The organism is Streptomyces maremycinicus, assembly GCF_001184025.1.
Taxonomy (GTDB): domain Bacteria; phylum Actinomycetota; class Actinomycetes; order Streptomycetales; family Streptomycetaceae; genus Streptomyces; species Streptomyces maremycinicus.
In genome coordinates, this window is the sequence record NZ_BBYG01000008.1 from 629,385 (window position 1) to 648,851 (window position 19,467).

The following is a 19,467-nucleotide window of genomic DNA, read 5'->3' on the forward strand; positions in this document are numbered from 1 at the left end:
GGTTGCACGGTTCATGAACTCCCGTCAGCGCCGCGGCGTGATCCTCCTGCTCCTGTCGGTCCTGTGCGCCCTCGGCGCGTTCGCCGGCGTCCTCTCCGTCATCGACGACGTGAAGTCCAAGGTCGGCCCCGAGGTCACGGCGTACGAACTGCGCTCCGACGTGGCGCCCTACACCACCCTGAGCGCCGGCCAGTTCAAGAAGATCGAGATGCCGGAGCGCTGGCTGTCGGAGAACGCGGTCACCGACCTCGCCGCCATCCGCGGCAAGATCGCCGTGACGACGCTGAAGAAGGGCTCGCTGCTCCAGAGCGACATGATCGTCGACCAGCCCGCCCTCCAGCCGGGCCAGCAGGAGGTCGCCATCATGATCGACGCGGCCACCGGAGTCGCCGGCAAGATCACCCCGGGGTCGTCCGTCAACGTCTACGCCACCTTCGAGGGTGCCCGGGAGAGTGATCCCGACCAGTCGAAGATCATCGTCACCAATGCCCGGGTCCTCGACGTCGGTCAGCTGACCGCCCTCGAACCGGACGAGGGCAACCGCGGTCAGTCGCCCACCGACGCGGTCCCCATCACCTTCGCGCTGTCCACCCTCGACGCCCAGCGCATCACCTACGCCGAGTCCTTCGCCAAGCGCGTCCGCCTCGCCCTCGTCGCGCCCGGCGGCGACACCACGGTCCCCGACCAGGACCGCACCTACGAACTCGTCACGGACAAGTGAGAGGCCGCCGCCCATGCCCACGAGGATCCTCCCGGCCGTCGGCGACGCGGACGCGGTCCGTTCCCTCACCACCCTGCTCAGCCAGCTCCCGGACGCCGAACCGGTCGCCCCGGTGTCCGACTCCACCCAGCTCGTGGACACCCTCGCCCGGCTCGCCGCCGAATCGGTCGACGAACTGCCCGAGGTCGTCGTCGTCCACGAACGCATCGGCCCGGTACCCGCACTGGAACTGGTCCGCGAGGTCGCCCTGCGCTTCCCGGCGGTCGGCGTCATCCTGGTCACCACCGACGCGGGACCCGGCCTCTTCGCCGCCGCCATGGACTCCGGCGCCCGCGGCCTGGTCACCCTCCCGCTGAGCTACGAGGACCTCGCGAGCCGGGTCCAGGCGGTCGCCCAGTGGTCGGTCGGCGTACGGCGCCATCTCGGGCACGGCGCCGACGTGTTCACCGGCGTCGGCGGCACCGTCGTCACGGTCAGCGGGGCGAAGGGCGGCGTCGGCGCCACCCTCACGGCCGTCCAGCTCGCCCTCGCCGCCCAGGCGTCCGGCCGCTCCACCGCCCTCGTCGACCTCGACCTCCAGTCCGGCGACGTCGCCTCCTACCTGGACGTCCAGTTCCGCCGCTCGGTCGTCGACCTGGCCGCGATCACCGACATCTCGCCCCGCATCCTCGCCGAGGCCGTCTTCCGGCACGACACCGGCGTGGCCCTGCTGCTCGCCCCGGCCGAGGGCGAACGCGGCGAGGAGGTGACCGACCGCGCCGCCCGCCAGATCCTCAGCGCCCTGCGCGCCCGCTACGAGGTCGTCGTCGTCGACTGCGGCGCCCAGCTGAGCGGCGCGGGCGCGGCGGCCGTCGAACTGGCGGAGCGCGCCCTGCTGGTGACCACCCCGGACGTCGTCGCCGTGCGCGGCGCGAAACGCACCGTACGCATGTGGGACCGGCTCCAGATCCGCAAGGCCGAGGAGACGACCGTCGTCGTCAACCGCCACACCCGGAGCACGGAGATCCAGCCCCCGCTCATCCAGAAGATCACCGGCACGGCGATCGCCGCGACCACGATCCCCGCCAACTTCCGGGAACTCCAGGCCGCGGTCGACGCCGGCCGGGTGCACGCCCTCGACGGCAAGGGCGTCGTCCGGCAGGCCCTGTGGGCACTCGCCGGGGAACTGGGGCTGGTCAAGGCCCCGGAGACCGCCCTCGTGCGCAGGCCGGGCGGCCGGGCGCGCGGCGGGGACAGGGGCGCGGCCGGGTTCCGGCGGCGGAGGGAGTGAACGGCATGTGGGGACACAGGGCACGCGACCGGGGCCAGGTCACCATCGAGTTCCTCGGCATGACACCGCTGATCATCGTGACCTTGGTGGTGGTGTGGCAGTTCGTCCTCGTGGGGTACACGTTCACGCTCGCGGGGAATGCTGCCGACGAGGCGGTGCGGGCGGGGACGGCGGCCCCTCCGGGGGAGCGGCTCGCGGCGTGCCGGCAGGCGGGCCTGGACAAGCTCGGGGACGCGTGGAAGGGGAACGCCGTGGTCGATTGCGGCGGCAGCGGCTATGTCACGGCGGACGTCTCCCTCAAGGTCCCGGTCCTCTTCCCCGGCACCATCGACTTCCCGTTCACGGTGCGCGCCCACGCGGGCGCCGTCGAGGAAGAGGACGGTGACTGAGATGGCGTACCCACGCCGCGCCCGAACGGGGGCACCCGCCCCCGCCCGCACGCGCGACCGCGGCCAAGTGGCCCTGGAGTACCTCGGGTTCCTGCCGCTCCTGCTCCTGGTCGCGCTGGCCGCCGTACAGCTCGGCCTGATCGCGTACGCGGCACAGCAGGCGGGCACGGCGGCCCGGACCGGGGCCCGCAGCGCGTCCCTCGACGAGGACTACGGCGCCGACTGCCAACAGGCGGTGAGCAGTTGGCTGGACGTGAGCTGCGCCGCGGCCGGTCTGGGCGACGAGGTCCGGGTCACCTCCACCGTCACCATCCCGTCCGTCATTCCCGGCATCGGGGACTTCGGCCAGGCCCACAAGACGGCCACGATGCCGGTCGACCACTGAGGGAAGGGCATCCGACATGAGCCTGCGGGCACGCATCACCTCCCCCGAGGAGAACGGCGGCCGGGGCGAGGACGGCCACCTGGTCACCTCCTACCGCGCCAAGCTGCTGGAGGAGATCGACCTCGCCGAGATGAGCTCGCTGGCGGCCGCCGAGCGCCGGGCGCGGCTGGAGCGGGTGCTGGGACACATCATCAGCCGCGAGGGCCCGGTCCTGTCGACGGTGGAGCGCTCCCAGCTGATCCGCCGGGTGGTCGACGAGGCACTGGGTCTGGGCATCCTGGAGCCCCTGCTCGAGGACGCGTCGATCACCGAGATCATGGTGAACGGCCCCGACGCGATCTTCGTCGAGCGCGGCGGCCGGGTCGAACAGCTCCCCCTCCGCTTCGCGTCGAACGACCAGCTGATGCAGACGATCGAACGCATCGTCTCCACCGTCAACCGCCGTGTCGACGAGACCAACCCGATGGTCGACGCGCGGCTGCCGTCGGGCGAGCGGGTCAACGTCATCATCCCCCCGTTGTCGCTGACCGGCCCCACCCTCACCATCCGCCGCTTCCCGCGCTCCTTCACGCTCCACGAACTGATCGGCTTCGGCTCGCTGGACGAGCAGATGCTGTATCTGCTGGCCGGTCTGGTGCAGGCCAAGTTCAACGTGATCGTCTCGGGCGCGACGGGCACCGGCAAGACCACCTTGCTGAACGCGCTCTCGGGTCTGATCCCGGACGGCGAACGCATCATCACCATCGAGGACTCGGCGGAACTCCAGCTCCAGCAGTCGCATGTGATCCGTCTGGAGTCCCGGCCCCCGAACGTCGAGGGCAACGGCCGCATCACCATCCGCGACCTGGTCCGCAACTCCCTGCGGATGCGCCCGGACCGGATCGTGGTCGGCGAGGTCCGGGGCGGCGAGTCGCTCGACATGCTCCAGGCGATGTCGACCGGCCACGACGGCTCCCTGGCCACGGTCCACGCCAACAGCGCGGAGGACGCCCTGATGCGCCTCCAGACCCTCGCGTCGATGTCGGACGTCGAGATCCCCTTCGTCGCGCTGCACGACCAGATCAACAGCGCGGTGGACGTCGTCGTCCAGCTCACCCGCTTCGCCGACGGCGCCCGCCGCATCACCGAGATAGCCGTGCTCGACAGCCACGGCGGAGAGCCGTACCGGCTGGCGACGATCGCCCGCTTCAACGCCCGGCCGATGACCGCCGACGGGCGCGTCCACGGCGTCTTCGAGTACTTCCCCCTCCCACGCCGCACCGCGGACCGCCTCTACATGGCGAGCCAGCCGATCCCGCAGGCGTTCGGGGTGGCGCACGCGGCACACGAACTGACGACAAGGGAAGCCCGGTGACGGCGATGGACCTCGACACCCTGATCACCCTCACCACCGGCGGCACCCTCGTGACCTGCGTCCTGGCCGTCGCGGGCCTGCACGCGTACGCGCGGGGCCGGGACCGGCGGGCGGAGCTGGTGGAACGCCTCTCCTACACCGGCCGGCTCCCCGACTCCGGCCGCCGGCGCCGCTTCCGCACCCTGGACCGCCGACTGCGCCGCACGACGACGGGCCGCAGGCTGGAGCTGAAGCTCGCGGCGACCGGCCTGGACGTGACCCCCGGCGAGTTCTTCGTCTACATGCTGGCGGCGGTGGCCGGGCTGTGGCTGGTCGGCCAGGCCACCCTGGCCCCCTTCTTCGGCCCGATCGCAGGCCTTCTCGGCGTCTGGGCGGCCTGGCAGTTCCTCAACTGGCAACGCCAGAAACGCATCGAGCGGTTCATCAACCAACTCCCCGAACTGGCCCGGATCCTGGCCAACGCCACCCACGCGGGCCTGGCGCTGCGCACCGCGATCGGCATGGCGGCGGAGGAGCTGGAGGCCCCGGCCGGCGAGGAACTGGCCAAGGTCGCCAACCAGTTGGCGGTCGGCCACTCCATGGACGACGCCCTGGGCGAACTCGCCGACCGCCTCCCCTCCCGTGAACTGGTCGTCCTGGTCACCACCCTGGTCCTGTCCAACCGGGCCGGCGGCCAGGTCGTCGGCGCGCTGCGGAACCTGACGGAGACGCTGGAGGAACGCAAGGAGACCCGGCGCGAGGTCCGGACCCAGCTGTCGCAGGTGAACATGACCTCCTACGCGGTGCCGGTGCTGGGGGTCGGGGCGTTGTTCCTCATGAACAGCGTCGAGGACGGGACGCTGGACCGGATGACCGGTTCGGCCGTCGGCCAGGCCTGCGTGATCATCGCGTTCAGTCTCTACGCCGTGGGCTTCGTCCTCATCCGCCGTATGTCCCGTATCGACGTCTGAGCAGGAGGTGACGCAGGGGATGGAACTGCTGCTCGCACTCGCCATGGGCCTCGGCGTCTGGGGCATGTTCACCGGCATCCGCATGTACCGGGCCGACGTGAAGCTGCCCAGCGACCTCGCGCTGGCCCTGGAGGTCGGTTCGACGCGCACCGGCGCCGTCGGCTCGCTCGTCGACCGCGTGGGCATGCGGTACGCGCCCGCCGTCCTGCGGCTGATGGGCCCCAAGCAGGTCAGCAGGTACCGGCGCAGGATCGACCTCGCGGGCAATCCGGGCGGCCTGACGATCGACCGCTACGCCGCCCGGCGCGCGGTGTACGGCGGGATCGGCGCCCTCGGCGCGTTCGCCGCGCTGCTCCAGGGCAGCTTCTTCATCGCGCTGCTCATGCTCGCCTTCGGCGTGTTCTGGTCCGAGGTCGGCATCTGGTCCGCGATCCGGGTCCGCAAGGACGCCATCGAACGGACCCTGCCGGACTTCCTCGACGTGCTCGCCGTGGTGGTGAGCGCGGGCCTCGGTTTCCGGCAGGCCCTGGACCGGGTGGCGTCCCGGTACGAGGGCCCCTGGGCCGACGAGATCCGCATCACGCTGCGGCAGATGGACATGGGCGTCAGCCGCCGCGAGGCCTTCCAGGAGCTGCGCCGCCGCAACGACTCCGAGCAGGTCGCCATGTTCGTCACGGCGCTCCAGCAGGGCGAGGAGCTCGGCGCGCCGATCGTCGACACCCTCGTCTCGATCGCCAAGGACATGCGCCGGACGGACGCGCAGAACGCCCGGCGCAAGGCGGCCCGGGCGGTCCCCAAGGCCACGCTGATGATCACCACGTTCATGGTCCCGGCGACGATGCTCCTCCTCGGCGCGGGGATGCTGCTCGGCTCCGGCACGGACTTCAGCTCGATCACGGGCGAGTAGGCGGACGGTATGACGGCCATGACGACGGCGACGACGAGCCCCCGGGCGACCGCACGGGCCAGCGCGACGGCAAGAGTGCGCGAAGCGGTACTGAAACGCGCCCGCGCCCGGCAGCCGACGGGCGAGCCCCCCGAGGGCGCGGCCCCGGCGGGCGCGTCCCCGGGGACGACGGCACCGGTTACGGCGACGGTGGCACGGGGTACGGCGACGGCGGCACGGGGTACTGCGACGGCGACGGCGGCATCGGAGAAGACCGGGCTGACCGCCGGGTCGATCGGCACCGGGTCGACCACCGGGCCGACCGGCAGGTGGCCGTTCACCAGGCCGACCGGCGCCGGGCCGAACGGCATTGGGCCGACCGCCAGACCGAGTGGCGCCGAGTCGACGACCGGGCCGCAGGGCGCCGGACCGACCGGCATCGGGTCGACCGGCACGTCGCCGACCACCGGGCCGACCGGCATCGGGCAGACCACCGGGCCGACCGGCGCCGGGCCGACCATCGGGCCGACCGGCGCCGGGACGTCCGGCACCGGGGCGGAGGCCGAGGCCGTTGTCGGCACCCGTGCCGATGCCGCGGTGTCGGTCCAGGTGGACGTGCCTCTTCAGGTGAACGCGCTTCAGGCCATGTGCCGGCAGGTGTTCGGCTTCCGACTGGCCATGATCGCGCTCGCCGCCCCCGCGGCCCTCCTCAACGCCGCCCCGGGACTGGGCACCCGCCTGGTGGGCGCGGCCGTGGTCGTCACCTTCATGGGGTCCTACGTCCTCTTCCGCGACTGGGAACGCTTCGGCCCCCTGCTCCTGCGCCATCCCTCGCTGCTGGCCGTGGACACCCTGTTCGGCACCCTGCTGCTGATCTCCGCGGGACCCGACACCACGCTCGCCTACGTCAGCGTCTGCACCCCGCTGCTGGCCGGCATCGTCTACGGCTGGCGCTGCGCCGCCTGTTTCGCGTCCCTCCAGTCGCTGATCCTGCTCCTGGTCCACGCGACCCTGGTGCGGGAGCCCGGCGTGAGCCTCGCCGAGCGGCTGCTGCTGCCGGGCCTCTGTGTCATCACCGGCGCGATGGGCTCGTCGCTGCGTCACCTGATGCTCCGCTTCGGCGCGGCCACCCAGGCCCTGACCACCGTCAAGGCCCGTCTGGCCGGCACCGAGGCGGTCGCCGCCGAACGCGCCCGGCTGGCCCGCGAGATGCACGACTCCGTGGCCAAGACACTGCACGGGGTGGCCCTCGCCGCGGACGCCCTGGCCCATTCGGCGGGCTCGCCGGGCATGGACCCGGTCATCGTGCGGCAGCACGCCGAACTGGTCTCCCGGGCCGCGCGCCGCGCCGCGGCGGAGTCCCGCGAACTCCTCACCGACCTCCGCCGCGAGGCAGACCCCGTGCAGGACGTCGACCTCCTGCCCGAACTGGCGGCCCGCGCGGATGTGTTCGGGGACCGGACGGGCCTGCCGGTCAGCTACCAAGCCTCCGGCGACCGCACGACGCTCCCCGTCCCGCCCGCGGTGGCCCGGCAGCTCCTCACGATCACCTCGGAGGCCATGGAGAACGCCCACCGCCACGCGGCCCCGACCCATGTGGAGGTGCGAGCGGCCGTGCACGGCGAGCTCCTCACCCTGAGCGTCCGCGACGACGGCCGTGGCCTGCCGCCCGGCGCCACCCTGGAACAGCTTCGCCGCACCGGCCACTTCGGCCTGGTCGGCATGACCGAACGGGCCGCCTCCGTCGGCGCCCGCATCCGCATCGGCCACGGCCGCGACTCCCGGGGCACCGAGGTGCGTCTGGAACTCCCGCTGGCCGCGCACACAGAGGAGGTCGTCTGATGCCGGACCGACCGCCCCACCACGCTCCGCCGCATCACCCCCCGCCGCACTACCCCCCACCCCACCGCCCCGGCGCCGAGCAGCCGCTCTTCCCGCCGCCGTCCGGGCCCTGTCCCGTGCGCGTGGTCGTGGCCGACGACAACCCCGTGGTCCGCGCGGGCCTGACCGCCCTGCTCTCCGGCCGGGAGGACATCACGGTCGTCGCGCAGGCGGCGGACGGCCGCGAGGCCTGCGAGGCGGCGCGTCTGCACCGCCCCGACGTCGTCCTCCTGGACGTCCGCATGCCCGGCGTCGACGGCCTCTCCGCCCTTCCGCACCTGGCCCGGATCACCCGGGTCGTGATGCTGACGTACAGCCACGAGGCCGAGATCGTCCGGGAGGCCCTGCGCGGCGGGGCCGGGGGTTATCTCGTCCACGGGGAGTTCGGCGTGGAGGAGCTGGTGTCGGCGGTGCGGGACGTCACCCGGGGCCGCGCCCACTTCACCCCGGCAGCGGCGACGGCGGTACTCGCGCATCTACGAGGCGATGCGACTGCACACGCCCAAGTGGACCCATCTCCCCTATTTTCAGCGACTTCCGCGGAAGCGCTTTCGCAGTTGCAACCAAACGTGAGACAGTCGTCCCCAGTAGTCAGGGCGAGGTTCCGACTCAGCGCGAGGGAGGCGGAGATCATGGACCTCATCGTGTCGGGCATGAACAACCAGCAGATCGCCGCCACCTGCTTCATCAGCGAGAAGACGGTCAAGAACCACATCAACCGGATCTTCGCCAAGCTGCACAGCAGCAGCCGCTCCGAGGCCGCGGCCAAGTGGCTGGGCACGGCGGTGACCTCATGACGCGCCGACGGAATCCACGAAGGCCCTCCGACTGGGCCCGGAATTGGGCCCAGGGGCCCTTCTCCGAGGCGGACCCACGGTCTTACGTTGCCGGTCACGCCACCGATGGAGAGGAACGCCATGAGCGACCTGCTGCTGAGGACCGCCGTCGCGGCCAGGGTCCGGGTGAGCGGCTGGACGGACACGACGGTACGGGCCGTACGGCGCCGCGCCGACAACGACAAGGGGCAGACCGCCGTCGAGTACCTGGGCATCATCGCGGTGGTGGTGGCGATCGTGGTCCTGATCGCCAACACGAACCTGGGCCAGACGATCGTCGACAAGCTCACGGCCCAGATCGACAAGGTGGCCCCCTGACACAAGTCCGCAAGCGCGCGTACGGCGACGCAGGGCAGGTCTTCCCCATCTACATCACGGTGGTGGCGGGCCTGCTCTTTCTCGCGTTCGCGTACTTCGCGGTCGGCCAGGCCGCGGCGAACCGCAACGGTGCGCAGACGGCCGCGGACGCGGCGGCGCTGGCGGCGGCGCAGGAGACCCGGGACGACCTCGCCGACCTGTGGAAGCTGGCCGTCCTGGACCCGACCAAGTGGCAGGACATCTTCGAGGGAAACGGCGGGGACAACGCGTGCTGGCGGGCGGACCAGCTCGCGGCGCTGAACGACGCGGGCAACGTTCAGTGTCTGCCCGAGGGACTCCTGAGCTATCGGATCACCGTCCAGGCGAACAAGTCGGCGGGGGACTCCGTGATTCCTGAGACGAGCACCACGAGGGCACACGCCACCGCCACCGCCGTGATCGACTCCCTGTGCACGTTCGAAGCGCCGGAACCACCGTCGGGCGAGCCATCCGGTCAGCCGTCCGGCGAACCGCCGGGCGAGGAGCCGGAGGACGCCGCGCTGCCCACGCTGACCTGCGAGGACGGAGTGAACTGGGAGCTGGACCCGGGCGATCTCACCGATCTGCCCGGCCCCGAGGACCTCTTCGCCGTCCACCTGGTCACCGACTGACATGCGATCGACGAGTTCAGAAAGAAGCGGAGTGATGAGCATGCGGTTCACCGCGAAAGCCCGCAGGGGGATGGTCGCGCTCGCGGTCGTGACCGGGCTGGCGGTCGGTTCGGCCGCGTGCGGCGGCGGGGGCGACGACGACAAGAAGCCGCAGAGTTCGTCTTCCGCCTCGCGAACCGGTGGGTCACAGCCGGACCCGCAGGAGGGGCAGTCGGAGGATCCGATCGCCGAGCTGAAGGGCCCGAGTGGACTGCTCCTTCAGATCACCAGTGCCGTACGGGACTCCGGCGGCTTCGTCACCGTGAACGGTGCTCTGAAGAACGACAGCGGGACGTCGGTCGTCATCCCGTCCGCCCTGAGCGGCAACGAGACCGAGATCATCAACAACGGACGATCCCTTGGCGGCGCGACCCTCGTCGACTCCAAGAGCAAGAAGCGCTATTACGTGCTCCGCGACACCGAAGGCCGACCGCTGACCACGACCGGCTTCTCCTCCCTCAAGGCCGGCGCCTCCATCGACGTCTTCCTCCAGTTCCCCGCGCCCCCCGCGAGCTCGACGGACGTCTCCTTCCAACTCCCGCTGTTCCCCAGCGGGGTCATCAAGATCTCCGGGTGAGGCCGATCATGACCCCACGTCTCACTCTGGTGGTGGCAGCGGCCACCCTCGTGATGGTCGGCATGGCCCCCGCCGCCGAGGCCGACACCACACCCAGCGTTCCCCCCGGCACCGAACCCACCGCCACCGCGCCCGTCGAGGTCGACCCCAACGACCCCGACCTCAAGCTCCCCGAGGGCGGCACCCTGGCCGAGCCCAAAGTGCTCGACATCAAGCAGGTCGTCGAGGACGAGGCGGGTGAGGAACGCCGGGAGGACACCAACGCCGACGTGACGTTCGCGCTCCAGGCCGAGGTCCTCTTCGGCAAGGACAGCGCGAAGCTCGGCGCGGCCGCGAAGGCCCGTATCGCCACGATCGCCGCGGAGATCAAGAAGCAGAACAACCCCACCGTGGTCAGGGTCTTCGGCTTCACGGACAACCTGGGCTCCTCCGCGCACGGCGACGTCCTGTCCAAGCAGCGGGCGGACGCCGTCCAGGCGGAACTCGCGGGCGACCTGAACGACCCGGACATCACCTTCGAGGTCCGCGGCTACGGCGAGCAGTACCCCATCTCCGACAACTCCACCGAGGCCGGCCGCAAGAAGAACCGCCGGGTGGAGGTCACGTTCCCGCGGACGGCGGGCTGACCCGGACCTCCACCCGCACCCCGGCCCGCAGCCCCCACCCCTCCATCGCCCCGGCCGCCGCCTCCAGCACATGCCGGGACCGCGGCCGGGGCAGGCCCAGCCGCCCCGGCCGCATGGTGCGTACGGCGATGACGCGCAGGCGCCGGTCGAGATACGCGACGTCGATCGGCACCCGCATCCGGAAGGTGTGCACGCTGCCGGCGGGCGACAGCAGCATCGCCCCGTCCACCGAGTCCCGCCCCAGCAGCCCCCGGGTGCGGGCCCGGTAGGAGGCGGCGATCTCCAGCGGCACCCGCGCCCCACTCCCGCCCCCACCCCCGCCATCGCCTTCCCGGCCGGTCTCTTCCCCGCCGCCTCCGTCGTCCCCGCCGCCCACCACCAGTTCTCCCCACCCGTCCCGCCAGCGCGCCATCGCCGTCTCCCCTCGACCGTGTCACTAACCTCTGGACCCTCAGATCCTTCGCACCGCAACGAGCCGCTACACGAAACCGGTACACCGAGCCGGTTCACGCAGCCGGCACCCGAAGAGGGGACCGTCGTATGAGGAAGATCGTTCTGATCATGTCGGTGTCCCTCGACGGGTACATCGAGGGGCCGGACCGCGACATCTCCTGGCATCAGGTCGACGACGAACTGCACCAGCACTTCAACGACATGGTCCGAGAGCTGGGCGGGCTGGTCAGCGGCCGGACCACCTACGAGCTGATGGCCGACTACTGGCCGACCGCCGACGCCGGTCCGGACGTCCCCGCCACGATGGCCGAGTTCGCCGGGATCTGGCGCGAGATGCCGAAGATCGTGTACTCGCGGACCCTGGAGCACGCCGACTGGAACACCACGATCGTCCGGGACGTCGTCCCCGAGGAGGTCGCGCTGCTCAAGGAACAGCCGGGCGGCGACCTGGGGCTCAGCGGCGCCGACCTCATCGCCGCGTTCCTCCGTCACGACCTCGTCGACGAGTTCCGCCTCTACGTCCATCCGGTGCTCGTCGGCCGGGGCAAGCCCCTGTTCCCGCAGACCGACGGGAGCACGCCGACCACACTCCGCCTGGCCGGGACCCACCGCTTCGGCAACGGGGTCGTGCTGCTGCGCTACGCGTGACGGGCCGTCGAAAAGCGGCGGCGCCCGCGCGACCCCTCTGCCACCATCCCCGTATGGACGACAACGGCCGGGACACCGGTGACGACAGCGGCCACGCGGACCCCGACTTCGAGGCCCTCCTCGCCGAAGGGGCCGCCGTCCCCACCGAAGGGTGGGACTTCTCCTGGTTCGAGGGACGGGCCACCGAGGCGCGGCCCTCCTGGGGGTACGCGATGTCGCTGGCCGGACGGCTGGCGGGCGCGAGTGCCGCGCTCGACGTGCAGACCGGGGGAGGGGAGGTCCTGGACTTCGCGCTCGGCCGGGCGGCCCCCAAGGCCCCCGTGCTCACCGTCGCGACCGAGGGCTGGCCGGCGAACGTCGCCAAGGCCACCGCCCTGCTGCGGCCGCGCGGGATCGCCGTCGTCGCGTCCCCGCAGGACGCCCCGCTGCCCTTCGCCGACGCCACCTTCGACCTGGTCGCCAGCAGGCATCCGGTGCGGCCCCTCTGGGACGAGATCGCCCGCGTGCTGCTGCCCGGCGGCACCTACTTCGCCCAGCACGTCGGCCCGCGCAGCGTGTTCGAACTCGTCGAGTACTTCCTCGGGCCGCAGCCGGAGGAGGTGAGCAGTGCCCGGCATCCCGAGCGCGAGCGTGCCGGTGCGGAGGCGGCGGGGCTGGAGGTCGTCGGCCTGCGGACGGAGCGGCTGCGGGTCGAGTTCCACGACATCGCCGCCGTGGTCCACTTCCTGCGCAAGGTGGTGTGGATGGTCCCGGGCTTCACGGTGGAGGCCTACCGGCCCCGGCTCCGCGCTCTGCACGAGCGGATCAAGGCCGACGGCCCCTTCGTCGCCCACAGCACCCGCCATCTCTTCGAGGCCCGCCGCCCCTAGCTCAGGACGGGCCGGGAACCGCCCTCCGCCCTCCCGATACCCGGTCCGCGCCTGCACGGAGTTTCCACATCGTTATCGCAGCCGGTTCATATCCCCTGTCGACCTCGCGTAAGTTCTCCTGCGGGCAATTCGCGTGCGCAAAGCTGCGTGGCCGTCAACCGCGCAGTGGAGGGGGCTGCGCGGTGACGCCCGCGTCAAGCGGACGTGCGCGGCCGAGGTAGCCCGTCGGGGGGATGGGCGCGCGCGTGGCCGACGGGGCCTCGAGGCGCTCCGAAACCTCCACTTCCCTCGTGATCGGGTCCATTCTCCTGGGAATCCGCCGTGTTCCGGCCATGAACCACCCATGAATCACGCATTCCGCGACCACCGGCGCGTCGCCGGGCGACTCCGGAGAGTAGTTGTGGCGCGCCGATGCACGCAGCATCACTTACGAAGGGTTATGGTGGAAACCCCCCCTCGGGCCGGTCCGTCTCCCCCCCACGGACCGGCCCGTTTTTTTGCCCCGGCACAGCCGTCGGCACGGGGACCGCGCCTCCCACCCCCGTCAACGGCCCAGGCCCCGCGGGGGTAGGCTGCGCCCCGCGGGGACCGCACCGTACGGAGGGGCTGACAATCACGTGAACCTGCGCGACAAGCTGCGCGGCCTTCTGGTCAGGCTGTACGCACGCCGGGTGGAAGGTCACCTGGACCACGCTCAGGTGCCGAAGCACATCGGCGTCATCATGGACGGCAACCGACGCTGGGCGAAGGCCTCGGGTTCCACCACCGAACACGGTCACCGTGCCGGCGCGGAGAAGATCGAGGAGTTCCTCGGCTGGTGCACCGAGACGGACGTCGAGGTCGTCACCCTCTGGCTGCTGTCGACGGACAACCTCGACCGCCCCGACGACGAACTCGTCCCGCTGCTCGGCATCATCGAAGACGTCGTCCGCACCCTCGCCGCCGACGGTCGCTGGCGTGTCCACCACGTCGGCACCCCCGACATCCTCCCCTCCCACGTGCAGACCGCGTTGAAGGTCGCCGAGGAGTCCACCTCCCACGTCGACGGGATACTGGTCAACGTCGCCATCGGCTACGGCGGCCGCCAGGAGATCGCCGACGCGGTGCGCTCGATGATCGTGGACGCGGCGGACCGGGGCACCTCGATGGAGGACCTCGCCGACTCCGTCAGCGTCGATCTGATCGGCCGCCACCTCTACACCGGTGCCCAGCCCGACCCCGACCTGGTGATCCGGACCAGCGGCGAGCAGCGGTTGTCCGGATTCATGCTGTGGCAGACGGCCCACGCGGAGTACTACTTCTGCGAGGTCTTCTGGCCGGCCTTCCGCAAGGTCGACTTCCTGCGTGCGCTGCGTGACTACGCGGCCCGCCACCGCCGTTACGGCGGCTGAGCACGTAGCGGCGGACGCCCTTCGAGGACGTCCCACCCACCCCGTCCGGTACGGACGTAACGAGGAGTTCACCGGCGCGCCGTCATATGCCGTGGCATGGCGGCGCCTGTTCGAGGGCATAAACCAAGCAGGTCGACACCCGAACCACGGGTGTCGGATCTCAGCGGGCGGCACGGGGCCGTCCGCCCGGGAGGCCCTTTGCACCAGCCCGACCGTGCGGTCACGGCACGGAAGAAGCAGCGGGGGGCCGGTTCTCGGCCCGTGCGAAGCGGCCCAGAACCGGTCCAGCTCCACTCCGTCGCTCCCCGACCTCATCCGAGGGGGTACGTCCTTCCGTGGTGACCAGCACAAAGCGCCGTATGCCAGACCGGCGCACCTATGTTCTCGACACCAGCGTCCTGCTGGCCGACCCGAACGCCCTGACCCGCTTCGACGAGCACGAGGTCGTGCTCCCCATCGTCGTGGTCACGGAACTGGAGGCCAAGCGGCACCATCCGGAACTCGGCTACTTCGCCCGGCAGGCACTGCGCCTGCTGGACGACTACCGGGTGAAGTTCGGTCGCCTCGACGCCCCCATCCCGATCGGGGAACTCGGCGGTACCGTCCGTGTCGAGCTCAACCACTCGGACCCCAGCGTGCTGCCTTCCGGCTACCGCCTGGGTGACAACGACTCCCGGATCCTCGCGGTCGCCCGCAATCTCCAGGCCGAGGGATTCGACGTCACCGTCGTGTCGAAGGACCTGCCGCTCAGGATCAAGGCGTCGTCGGTCGGGCTCCTCGCCGAGGAGTACCGCGCCGAGCTCGCCATCACGGGCTCCTCCGGCTGGACCGGAATGTCCGAACTGACCCTGGCCGGCGAGCAGGTGGACATCCTCTTCGAGGAGGGGCACATCCATGTGCCCGAGGTCGCCGACCTCCCCGTGCACACCGGTCTGACGATCCAGTCGGAGCGGGGCAAGGCCCTCGGCCGCGTCACCGCCGACGGCAACGTCCGCCTGGTGCGCGGCGACCGTGAGGCCTTCGGCATCAAGGGCCGCAGCGCCGAGCAGCGCATCGCGCTCGATCTGCTGCTCGACCCGGACGTCGGGATCCTGTCGATGGGCGGCCGGGCCGGCACCGGCAAGTCCGCGCTCGCGCTCTGCGCGGGTCTGGAGGCGGTCCTGGAGCGCCGCCAGCACCAGAAGGTGATGGTCTTCCGGCCGCTGTACGCGGTGGGCGGTCAGGAGCTGGGCTATCTGCCCGGTTCCGAGGCCGACAAGATGGGGCCCTGGGCGCAGGCCGTCTTCGACACGCTGTCCGCGGTCACCAGCCGCGAGGTCATCGAGGAGGTCACCGCGCGCGGGATGCTGGAGGTCCTGCCCCTCACCCACATCCGGGGCCGTTCCCTCCACGACGCCTTCGTGATCGTCGACGAGGCGCAGTCGCTCGAACGGAATGTCCTCCTCACCGTTCTGTCCCGGATCGGCGCGAATTCACGGGTCGTTCTGACCCACGATGTCGCGCAAAGGGACAATCTGCGGGTCGGGCGATATGACGGCGTAGTGGCCGTCGTCGAGAAACTGAAGGGCCATCCGCTCTTCGCGCACGTCACGCTGAACAGGTCCGAGAGGTCCCAGATCGCAGCGCTTGTGACGGAAATGCTGGAGGATGGGCAGATCTGAACAAGCCGCCCCGAATGACCGGGGTTGAGCGAGGGCGGGCGCCGTCCGACAAAGGCTGTGAGCCTAGTCGGGCGGCGCCGGTTCGTGTGGGGGTTTCGCGAAAACCCCGGGGTCTCCACAGGTGTGAGCTTTCACACGCAACTCGGAATTGCCTTGCGCAGTCCGGTTACGGCAAAGTCTCAGTCCTGTCAGGCCCCGCATGCGACACATCTGTGCCCCCAGCAGTACGGCACCGCTTGAGCATCACCTTCAACTCCATACCGACCGTCGCATGCCGCCCGTGCATCATGTGGCACTCCCTCAGCGGGAGTTGCCCACCGGGCCCGTGTCTCCTGTGACCCCGCAGTTCGGAGACCAGCGTCAAGGGCACGATTGCGTCCGCCAGGGTCACCGAAGCGGGCGACGCTGGAAGGAAAACCGTGTGAGCCGGATCTCGGTCCGGGGATTCGCAGTGGCCTCGGCCACGGCGGTCACCGCTGTCGGAAGCGTCGTCGGCGTTGCCTCGGGCAGCGTCGCGCAGCCCAACGACGCAGAAGCGACAGCCAGCGACGCGACGCTCCTCGCCGACATACCTGTGGGCCAGCAGGCCCAGGTGCAGACGGCATCCCTCACGCAGCAGGCCAACGTACAGGCCATCGCCGCGGACGAGGGCGCGAAGAAGGACGCCGAGGAATCGGCCCGCAAGGCCGCCGCCAAGTCGGCGATCGCGAAGAAGGAGGCCGCCGAGAAGGCTGCCAAGGACCGCGCGGAGGCGAAGGCCAAGGCCAGCCGCAGCGCGGGCGACTTCCCGATCCAGAGCTCCTACTCCATCGCGCAGATCCAGGCGATGGCGGCCCAGATGGTGCCCAGCGGGCAGTTCCAGTGCTTCAGCAACATCGTGGACCACGAGTCCAGCTGGAACTACCACGCCGTGAACGCCTCCTCCGGTGCCTACGGTCTCTTCCAGGCGCTGCCCGCCGGCAAGTACGCGTCCGCCGGCTCCGACTGGCAGACCAACCCGGCCACCCAGATCAAGTGGGGCCTGAACTACATGGACAGCCGGTACGGCAGTCCCTGTGAGGCCTGGTCGTTCTGGCAGGCCAACCACTGGTACTGAGCCCGTGCGGCCCTGGTCGTGCAGTTCTCCACCCGACGGCACAACAGAAGGAGACCGCGTGAGCCGGATATCGGCCCGGGGATTCGCCGTGGCCTCGGCCACCGCGGTCACCACTGTCGGCGCCGTCATGGGAGTCGCCCAGGGCAGCGTGGCCCAGCCGCACGACGACGCCGAGGCGACGGCGGGCGACTCGACGCTCCTCGCGGACTTACCCGTAGGGCAGCAGGCCCAGGTGCAGACGGCCTCGCTGACCCAGCAGGCCGACGTCCAGGCCATCGCCGCGGACACCACCGCCAAGAAGACGGCCGAGGAATCCGCCCGTAAGCAGGCGGCCAAGGACGCGGTGGCCAAGCAGAAGGCCGCCGTGGCCAAGGCGAAGGCCGCCCAGGAAGCCAAGGACAAGGCGGCCGAGGCCGCCCGGACCAAGGCCACCACCACCGAGGTCGCCTCGACCTCGTCGGCCGGCAGCTTCCCGCAGCAGGCCTCGTACACCGTCGCCGAAGTCCAGGCGATCGCCCGCCAGATGGTGCCCAGCGGGCAGTTCCAGTGCTTCAGCAACATCGTGGACCACGAGTCCACCTGGAACTACCAGGCGGTCAACCCCTCGTCGGGTGCCTACGGCCTCGTCCAGGCCTACCCCGGCTCGAAGATGTCGTCCGCCGGCGCGGACTGGCGGACCAACCCGGCCACCCAGATCAAATGGGGCCTGAACTATATGAACGAGCGCTACGGCAGCCCCTGCGACGCCTGGGACTACTGGCTCGCCAACGGCTCCTACTGAGCCGGAACCGCCGTCGCCCGCTCAACCCCGCGCAGCCCCTCCCCGTCCTAGGGTGAGGGGCTTTCGCCCTGTACGGTCGGTACGGCCGGGACCGACGACTCCAGGGGGAGTGGTGGGGAGAGACGGGGGAAGAGGACGGATCATGTCGCGAGTTCCAGGGTGGCTCGGCCGGCTCGGTGCCGGACTGAGCGAGATGGGTGAGCGGCTCGACGAACGGCGTGCCGAGGTCGAGCGGGAGCGCCGGGAGGACGCCGCCGAAGCGGCGCCGACGCCTGCCGACACCGCGGTAGCGGTCGCCGAGGCCCACCCGGAGGAGCTCGTGCCCCCCGCCCCGCGCCCCGACCCCGCCCAGGCCGTGCCGTGGGGCGTCCGGGTCGCCGCCGAGGCGGGCTGGCGGCTGCTGGTGCTCGCCGGGACCGTCTGGGTCCTGATGAAGGCCATCAGCGCGGTCCAGCTGGTCGTCATGTCCTTCGTGGTCGCGCTGCTCCTGACCGCCCTCCTTCAGCCCACCGTGGCCCGGCTGAAGCGGGCCGGAGTGCCCGGCGGAGCGGCCACCGCGCTGACGGCGATCCTCGGGTTCGTCGTCATCGGGCTGATGGGCTGGTTCGTGACCTGGCAGGTCATGGCGAACATCGACGACCTCTCCGGCCAGGTCCAGGACGGCATCGACGACCTGCGCCGCTGGCTGCTCAACAGCCCCTTCCACGTCACCGACAAGCAGATCAACGGCATCGCCAAGAACCTGCGGGACGCCGTCGGCGACAACACCGACTCGATCACCTCGGCGGGCCTGGAAGGCGTCACCGTCGTCGTGGAGGCGCTGACCGGCATCCTCCTGGCGTTCTTCTCGACGCTCTTCCTGCTCTACGACGGCAAGCGCATCTGGGAGTGGACGCTCAAGCTGGTCCCGGCCGCGGCCCGGCCGGGCGTGGCGGGCGCGGGCCCGCGGGCCTGGGCGACGCTCACGGCGTATGTGCGCGGCACGGTGATAGTCGCGTTGATCGACGCGATCTTCATCGGCCTCGGCATCTACTTCCTCGATGTGCCGATGGCCGTCCCGCTGGCCGTCTTCATCTTCCTGTTCTCCTTCATCCCGCTGGTCGGCGCGGTCGCCTCCGGAGCGCTGGCGGTCGTGGTCGCGCTGGTCACGCAGGGCGTGTTCACCGCGGTGATGACCCTGGCGGTCGTGCTGGCCGTGCAGCAGATCGAGGGCCACATCCTCCAGCCGTTCATCCTGGGCCGCGCGGTACGCGTCCACCCGCTGGCCGTGGTCCTGTCGGTCGCCGCGGGCGGCATGGTGGCGGGCATCGGCGGCGCGATCGTGGCGGTGCCCCTGGTGGCCGTGACGAACACGGTGGTGGGCTATCTGCACACCTACTCCCGCGAACAGGCCCTGCGGCACGCGCCACGGCCGAGGGGTGCGACGGCGGCGGGGGTGGCACCGGTTGCGGCTCCGGCGGCTCCGGCGACGGGCTCCCCCGCGGCCCCCGCGTCGTCCGGGGCGCCCGAGGCGTCCGCGTCGTCCGAGGGGCCCCGGGACAAGGCTCCCTGAGGGAAAGGCCACGGCCTTTCAATCGGTCAAATGAGCTCCCGACCACACGATTTGAGTCCATCGGCGGAGCAACTTCCGTCAGTCGGGGGCAGGTCGCAAATCCCTCGCTGGAACATGCGCACGGACTGATAAAC

Annotated in this window: 21 protein-coding genes; 20 read left to right on the forward strand and 1 reads right to left on the reverse strand. The window is 71.0% G+C overall.

What is annotated here, in order from left to right:
* The first annotated feature begins 13 nt into the window (after window positions 1-13).
* The 13 genes from cpaB (at window position 14) to AOQ37_RS03015 (ending at window position 10,882) form a co-directional block, all read left to right on the forward strand.
* On the forward strand, window positions 14-721 hold the full coding sequence (gene cpaB / locus AOQ37_RS02955; protein ID WP_062640775.1) for a Flp pilus assembly protein CpaB: 708 nt from the start codon (window positions 14-16) through the stop codon (window positions 719-721).
* A gap of 13 nt (window positions 722-734) precedes the next feature.
* A complete protein-coding gene (locus AOQ37_RS02960; RefSeq protein WP_062640777.1) occupies window positions 735-1,991 on the forward strand; it encodes a CpaE/TadZ family protein in 1,257 nt (418 codons plus the stop codon).
* 5 nt (window positions 1,992-1,996) lie between these two features.
* On the forward strand, window positions 1,997-2,380 hold the full coding sequence (locus AOQ37_RS02965) for a TadE family protein (protein WP_062640779.1): 384 nt from the start codon (window positions 1,997-1,999) through the stop codon (window positions 2,378-2,380).
* Window position 2,381: 1 nt separating this feature from the next.
* Window positions 2,382-2,765: a TadE/TadG family type IV pilus assembly protein gene (locus AOQ37_RS02970; protein WP_062640781.1), complete on the forward strand. Its 384-nt coding sequence runs from the start codon at window positions 2,382-2,384 to the stop codon at window positions 2,763-2,765.
* 16 nt (window positions 2,766-2,781) lie between these two features.
* Window positions 2,782-4,119, forward strand: coding sequence for a TadA family conjugal transfer-associated ATPase (locus AOQ37_RS02975; protein ID WP_062640782.1), 1,338 nt, complete (start codon window positions 2,782-2,784; stop codon window positions 4,117-4,119).
* A gap of 5 nt (window positions 4,120-4,124) precedes the next feature.
* Complete coding sequence (locus AOQ37_RS02980; protein ID WP_062641413.1) at window positions 4,125-5,069, forward strand: type II secretion system F family protein; 945 nt, start codon at window positions 4,125-4,127, stop codon at window positions 5,067-5,069.
* 19 nt (window positions 5,070-5,088) lie between these two features.
* Window positions 5,089-5,976, forward strand: coding sequence for a DUF5936 domain-containing protein (locus tag AOQ37_RS02985; RefSeq protein WP_062640784.1), 888 nt, complete (start codon window positions 5,089-5,091; stop codon window positions 5,974-5,976).
* Window positions 5,977-6,600: 624 nt separating this feature from the next.
* A complete protein-coding gene (locus tag AOQ37_RS02990; protein ID WP_062641415.1) occupies window positions 6,601-7,797 on the forward strand; it encodes a sensor histidine kinase in 1,197 nt (398 codons plus the stop codon).
* The gene (locus tag AOQ37_RS02995; protein ID WP_234436770.1) at window positions 7,797-8,633 is read left to right on the forward strand and encodes a response regulator; all 837 of its coding nucleotides are present in this window, start codon (window positions 7,797-7,799) and stop codon (window positions 8,631-8,633) included. Before AOQ37_RS02990 ends, AOQ37_RS02995 begins: the two co-directional genes overlap by 1 nt.
* 120 nt (window positions 8,634-8,753) lie before the next feature.
* Window positions 8,754-8,990 carry a Flp family type IVb pilin gene (locus AOQ37_RS03000; RefSeq protein WP_062640787.1) on the forward strand — a complete coding sequence of 79 codons (237 nt, stop codon included), beginning with the start codon at window positions 8,754-8,756 and terminating at the stop codon, window positions 8,988-8,990.
* A gap of 62 nt (window positions 8,991-9,052) precedes the next feature.
* Window positions 9,053-9,640 carry a pilus assembly protein TadG-related protein gene (locus AOQ37_RS03005; protein WP_234436771.1) on the forward strand — a complete coding sequence of 196 codons (588 nt, stop codon included), beginning with the start codon at window positions 9,053-9,055 and terminating at the stop codon, window positions 9,638-9,640.
* A gap of 34 nt (window positions 9,641-9,674) precedes the next feature.
* Window positions 9,675-10,256: a hypothetical protein gene (locus tag AOQ37_RS03010; protein ID WP_062640791.1), complete on the forward strand. Its 582-nt coding sequence runs from the start codon at window positions 9,675-9,677 to the stop codon at window positions 10,254-10,256.
* An 8-nt stretch (window positions 10,257-10,264) separates the two neighbouring features.
* Complete coding sequence (locus AOQ37_RS03015) at window positions 10,265-10,882, forward strand: OmpA family protein (protein WP_062640793.1); 618 nt, start codon at window positions 10,265-10,267, stop codon at window positions 10,880-10,882.
* Here the strand turns inward: AOQ37_RS03015 and AOQ37_RS03020 are convergent.
* On the reverse strand, window positions 10,857-11,294 hold the full coding sequence (locus AOQ37_RS03020) for a DUF192 domain-containing protein (protein WP_078889953.1): 438 nt from the start codon (window positions 11,292-11,294) through the stop codon (window positions 10,857-10,859). The genes AOQ37_RS03015 and AOQ37_RS03020 overlap by 26 nt on opposite strands.
* A 128-nt stretch (window positions 11,295-11,422) precedes the next feature.
* Between AOQ37_RS03020 and AOQ37_RS03025 the strand changes: the two genes are divergently transcribed.
* The 7 genes from AOQ37_RS03025 to AOQ37_RS03055 all read left to right on the forward strand — a co-directional run bounded on the left by AOQ37_RS03025 (window position 11,423) and on the right by AOQ37_RS03055 (window position 19,333).
* Window positions 11,423-11,983 carry a dihydrofolate reductase family protein gene (locus tag AOQ37_RS03025; protein WP_062640795.1) on the forward strand — a complete coding sequence of 187 codons (561 nt, stop codon included), beginning with the start codon at window positions 11,423-11,425 and terminating at the stop codon, window positions 11,981-11,983.
* A gap of 53 nt (window positions 11,984-12,036) precedes the next feature.
* Complete coding sequence (locus AOQ37_RS03030) at window positions 12,037-12,852, forward strand: methyltransferase domain-containing protein (protein ID WP_062640797.1); 816 nt, start codon at window positions 12,037-12,039, stop codon at window positions 12,850-12,852.
* A 617-nt stretch (window positions 12,853-13,469) separates the two neighbouring features.
* The gene (locus AOQ37_RS03035) at window positions 13,470-14,243 is read left to right on the forward strand and encodes an isoprenyl transferase (RefSeq protein WP_062640798.1); all 774 of its coding nucleotides are present in this window, start codon (window positions 13,470-13,472) and stop codon (window positions 14,241-14,243) included.
* A gap of 335 nt (window positions 14,244-14,578) precedes the next feature.
* Window positions 14,579-15,904: an RNA 5'-3' helicase PhoH2 gene (gene phoH2 / locus AOQ37_RS03040; protein WP_062640800.1), complete on the forward strand. Its 1,326-nt coding sequence runs from the start codon at window positions 14,579-14,581 to the stop codon at window positions 15,902-15,904.
* A 421-nt stretch (window positions 15,905-16,325) separates the two neighbouring features.
* Complete coding sequence (locus AOQ37_RS03045; RefSeq protein ID WP_020128031.1) at window positions 16,326-17,000, forward strand: aggregation-promoting factor C-terminal-like domain-containing protein; 675 nt, start codon at window positions 16,326-16,328, stop codon at window positions 16,998-17,000.
* A 58-nt stretch (window positions 17,001-17,058) separates the two neighbouring features.
* On the forward strand, window positions 17,059-17,781 hold the full coding sequence (locus AOQ37_RS03050; RefSeq protein ID WP_062640802.1) for an aggregation-promoting factor C-terminal-like domain-containing protein: 723 nt from the start codon (window positions 17,059-17,061) through the stop codon (window positions 17,779-17,781).
* Window positions 17,782-17,923: 142 nt separating this feature from the next.
* Window positions 17,924-19,333 (forward strand): AI-2E family transporter, encoded by a 1,410-nt coding sequence (locus AOQ37_RS03055; protein ID WP_062640804.1) that lies wholly within the window; start codon window positions 17,924-17,926, stop codon window positions 19,331-19,333.
* The last annotated feature ends 134 nt before the right edge of the window (window positions 19,334-19,467 follow it).

What these genes read in the sequence shown, in the direction of transcription:
- cpaB (WP_062640775.1), top strand. Translation starts at nt 14, where the DNA reads ATGAACTCCCGTCAGCGCCGCGGCGTGATCCTCCTGCTCCTGTCGGTC.
- AOQ37_RS02960 (WP_062640777.1), top strand. Translation starts at nt 735, where the DNA reads ATGCCCACGAGGATCCTCCCGGCCGTCGGCGACGCGGACGCGGTCCGT.
- AOQ37_RS02965 (WP_062640779.1), top strand. Translation starts at nt 1,997, where the DNA reads ATGTGGGGACACAGGGCACGCGACCGGGGCCAGGTCACCATCGAGTTC.
- AOQ37_RS02970 (WP_062640781.1), top strand. Translation starts at nt 2,382, where the DNA reads ATGGCGTACCCACGCCGCGCCCGAACGGGGGCACCCGCCCCCGCCCGC.
- AOQ37_RS02975 (WP_062640782.1), top strand. Translation starts at nt 2,782, where the DNA reads ATGAGCCTGCGGGCACGCATCACCTCCCCCGAGGAGAACGGCGGCCGG.
- AOQ37_RS02980 (WP_062641413.1), top strand. Translation starts at nt 4,125, where the DNA reads ATGGACCTCGACACCCTGATCACCCTCACCACCGGCGGCACCCTCGTG.
- AOQ37_RS02985 (WP_062640784.1), top strand. Translation starts at nt 5,089, where the DNA reads ATGGAACTGCTGCTCGCACTCGCCATGGGCCTCGGCGTCTGGGGCATG.
- AOQ37_RS02990 (WP_062641415.1), top strand. Translation starts at nt 6,601, where the DNA reads ATGTGCCGGCAGGTGTTCGGCTTCCGACTGGCCATGATCGCGCTCGCC.
- AOQ37_RS02995 (WP_234436770.1), top strand. Translation starts at nt 7,797, where the DNA reads ATGCCGGACCGACCGCCCCACCACGCTCCGCCGCATCACCCCCCGCCG.
- AOQ37_RS03000 (WP_062640787.1), top strand. Translation starts at nt 8,754, where the DNA reads ATGAGCGACCTGCTGCTGAGGACCGCCGTCGCGGCCAGGGTCCGGGTG.
- AOQ37_RS03010 (WP_062640791.1), top strand. Translation starts at nt 9,675, where the DNA reads ATGAGCATGCGGTTCACCGCGAAAGCCCGCAGGGGGATGGTCGCGCTC.
- AOQ37_RS03015 (WP_062640793.1), top strand. Translation starts at nt 10,265, where the DNA reads ATGACCCCACGTCTCACTCTGGTGGTGGCAGCGGCCACCCTCGTGATG.
- AOQ37_RS03020 (WP_078889953.1), bottom strand. Translation starts at nt 11,294, where the DNA reads ATGGCGCGCTGGCGGGACGGGTGGGGAGAACTGGTGGTGGGCGGCGGG.
- AOQ37_RS03025 (WP_062640795.1), top strand. Translation starts at nt 11,423, where the DNA reads ATGAGGAAGATCGTTCTGATCATGTCGGTGTCCCTCGACGGGTACATC.
- AOQ37_RS03030 (WP_062640797.1), top strand. Translation starts at nt 12,037, where the DNA reads ATGGACGACAACGGCCGGGACACCGGTGACGACAGCGGCCACGCGGAC.
- AOQ37_RS03055 (WP_062640804.1), top strand. Translation starts at nt 17,924, where the DNA reads ATGTCGCGAGTTCCAGGGTGGCTCGGCCGGCTCGGTGCCGGACTGAGC.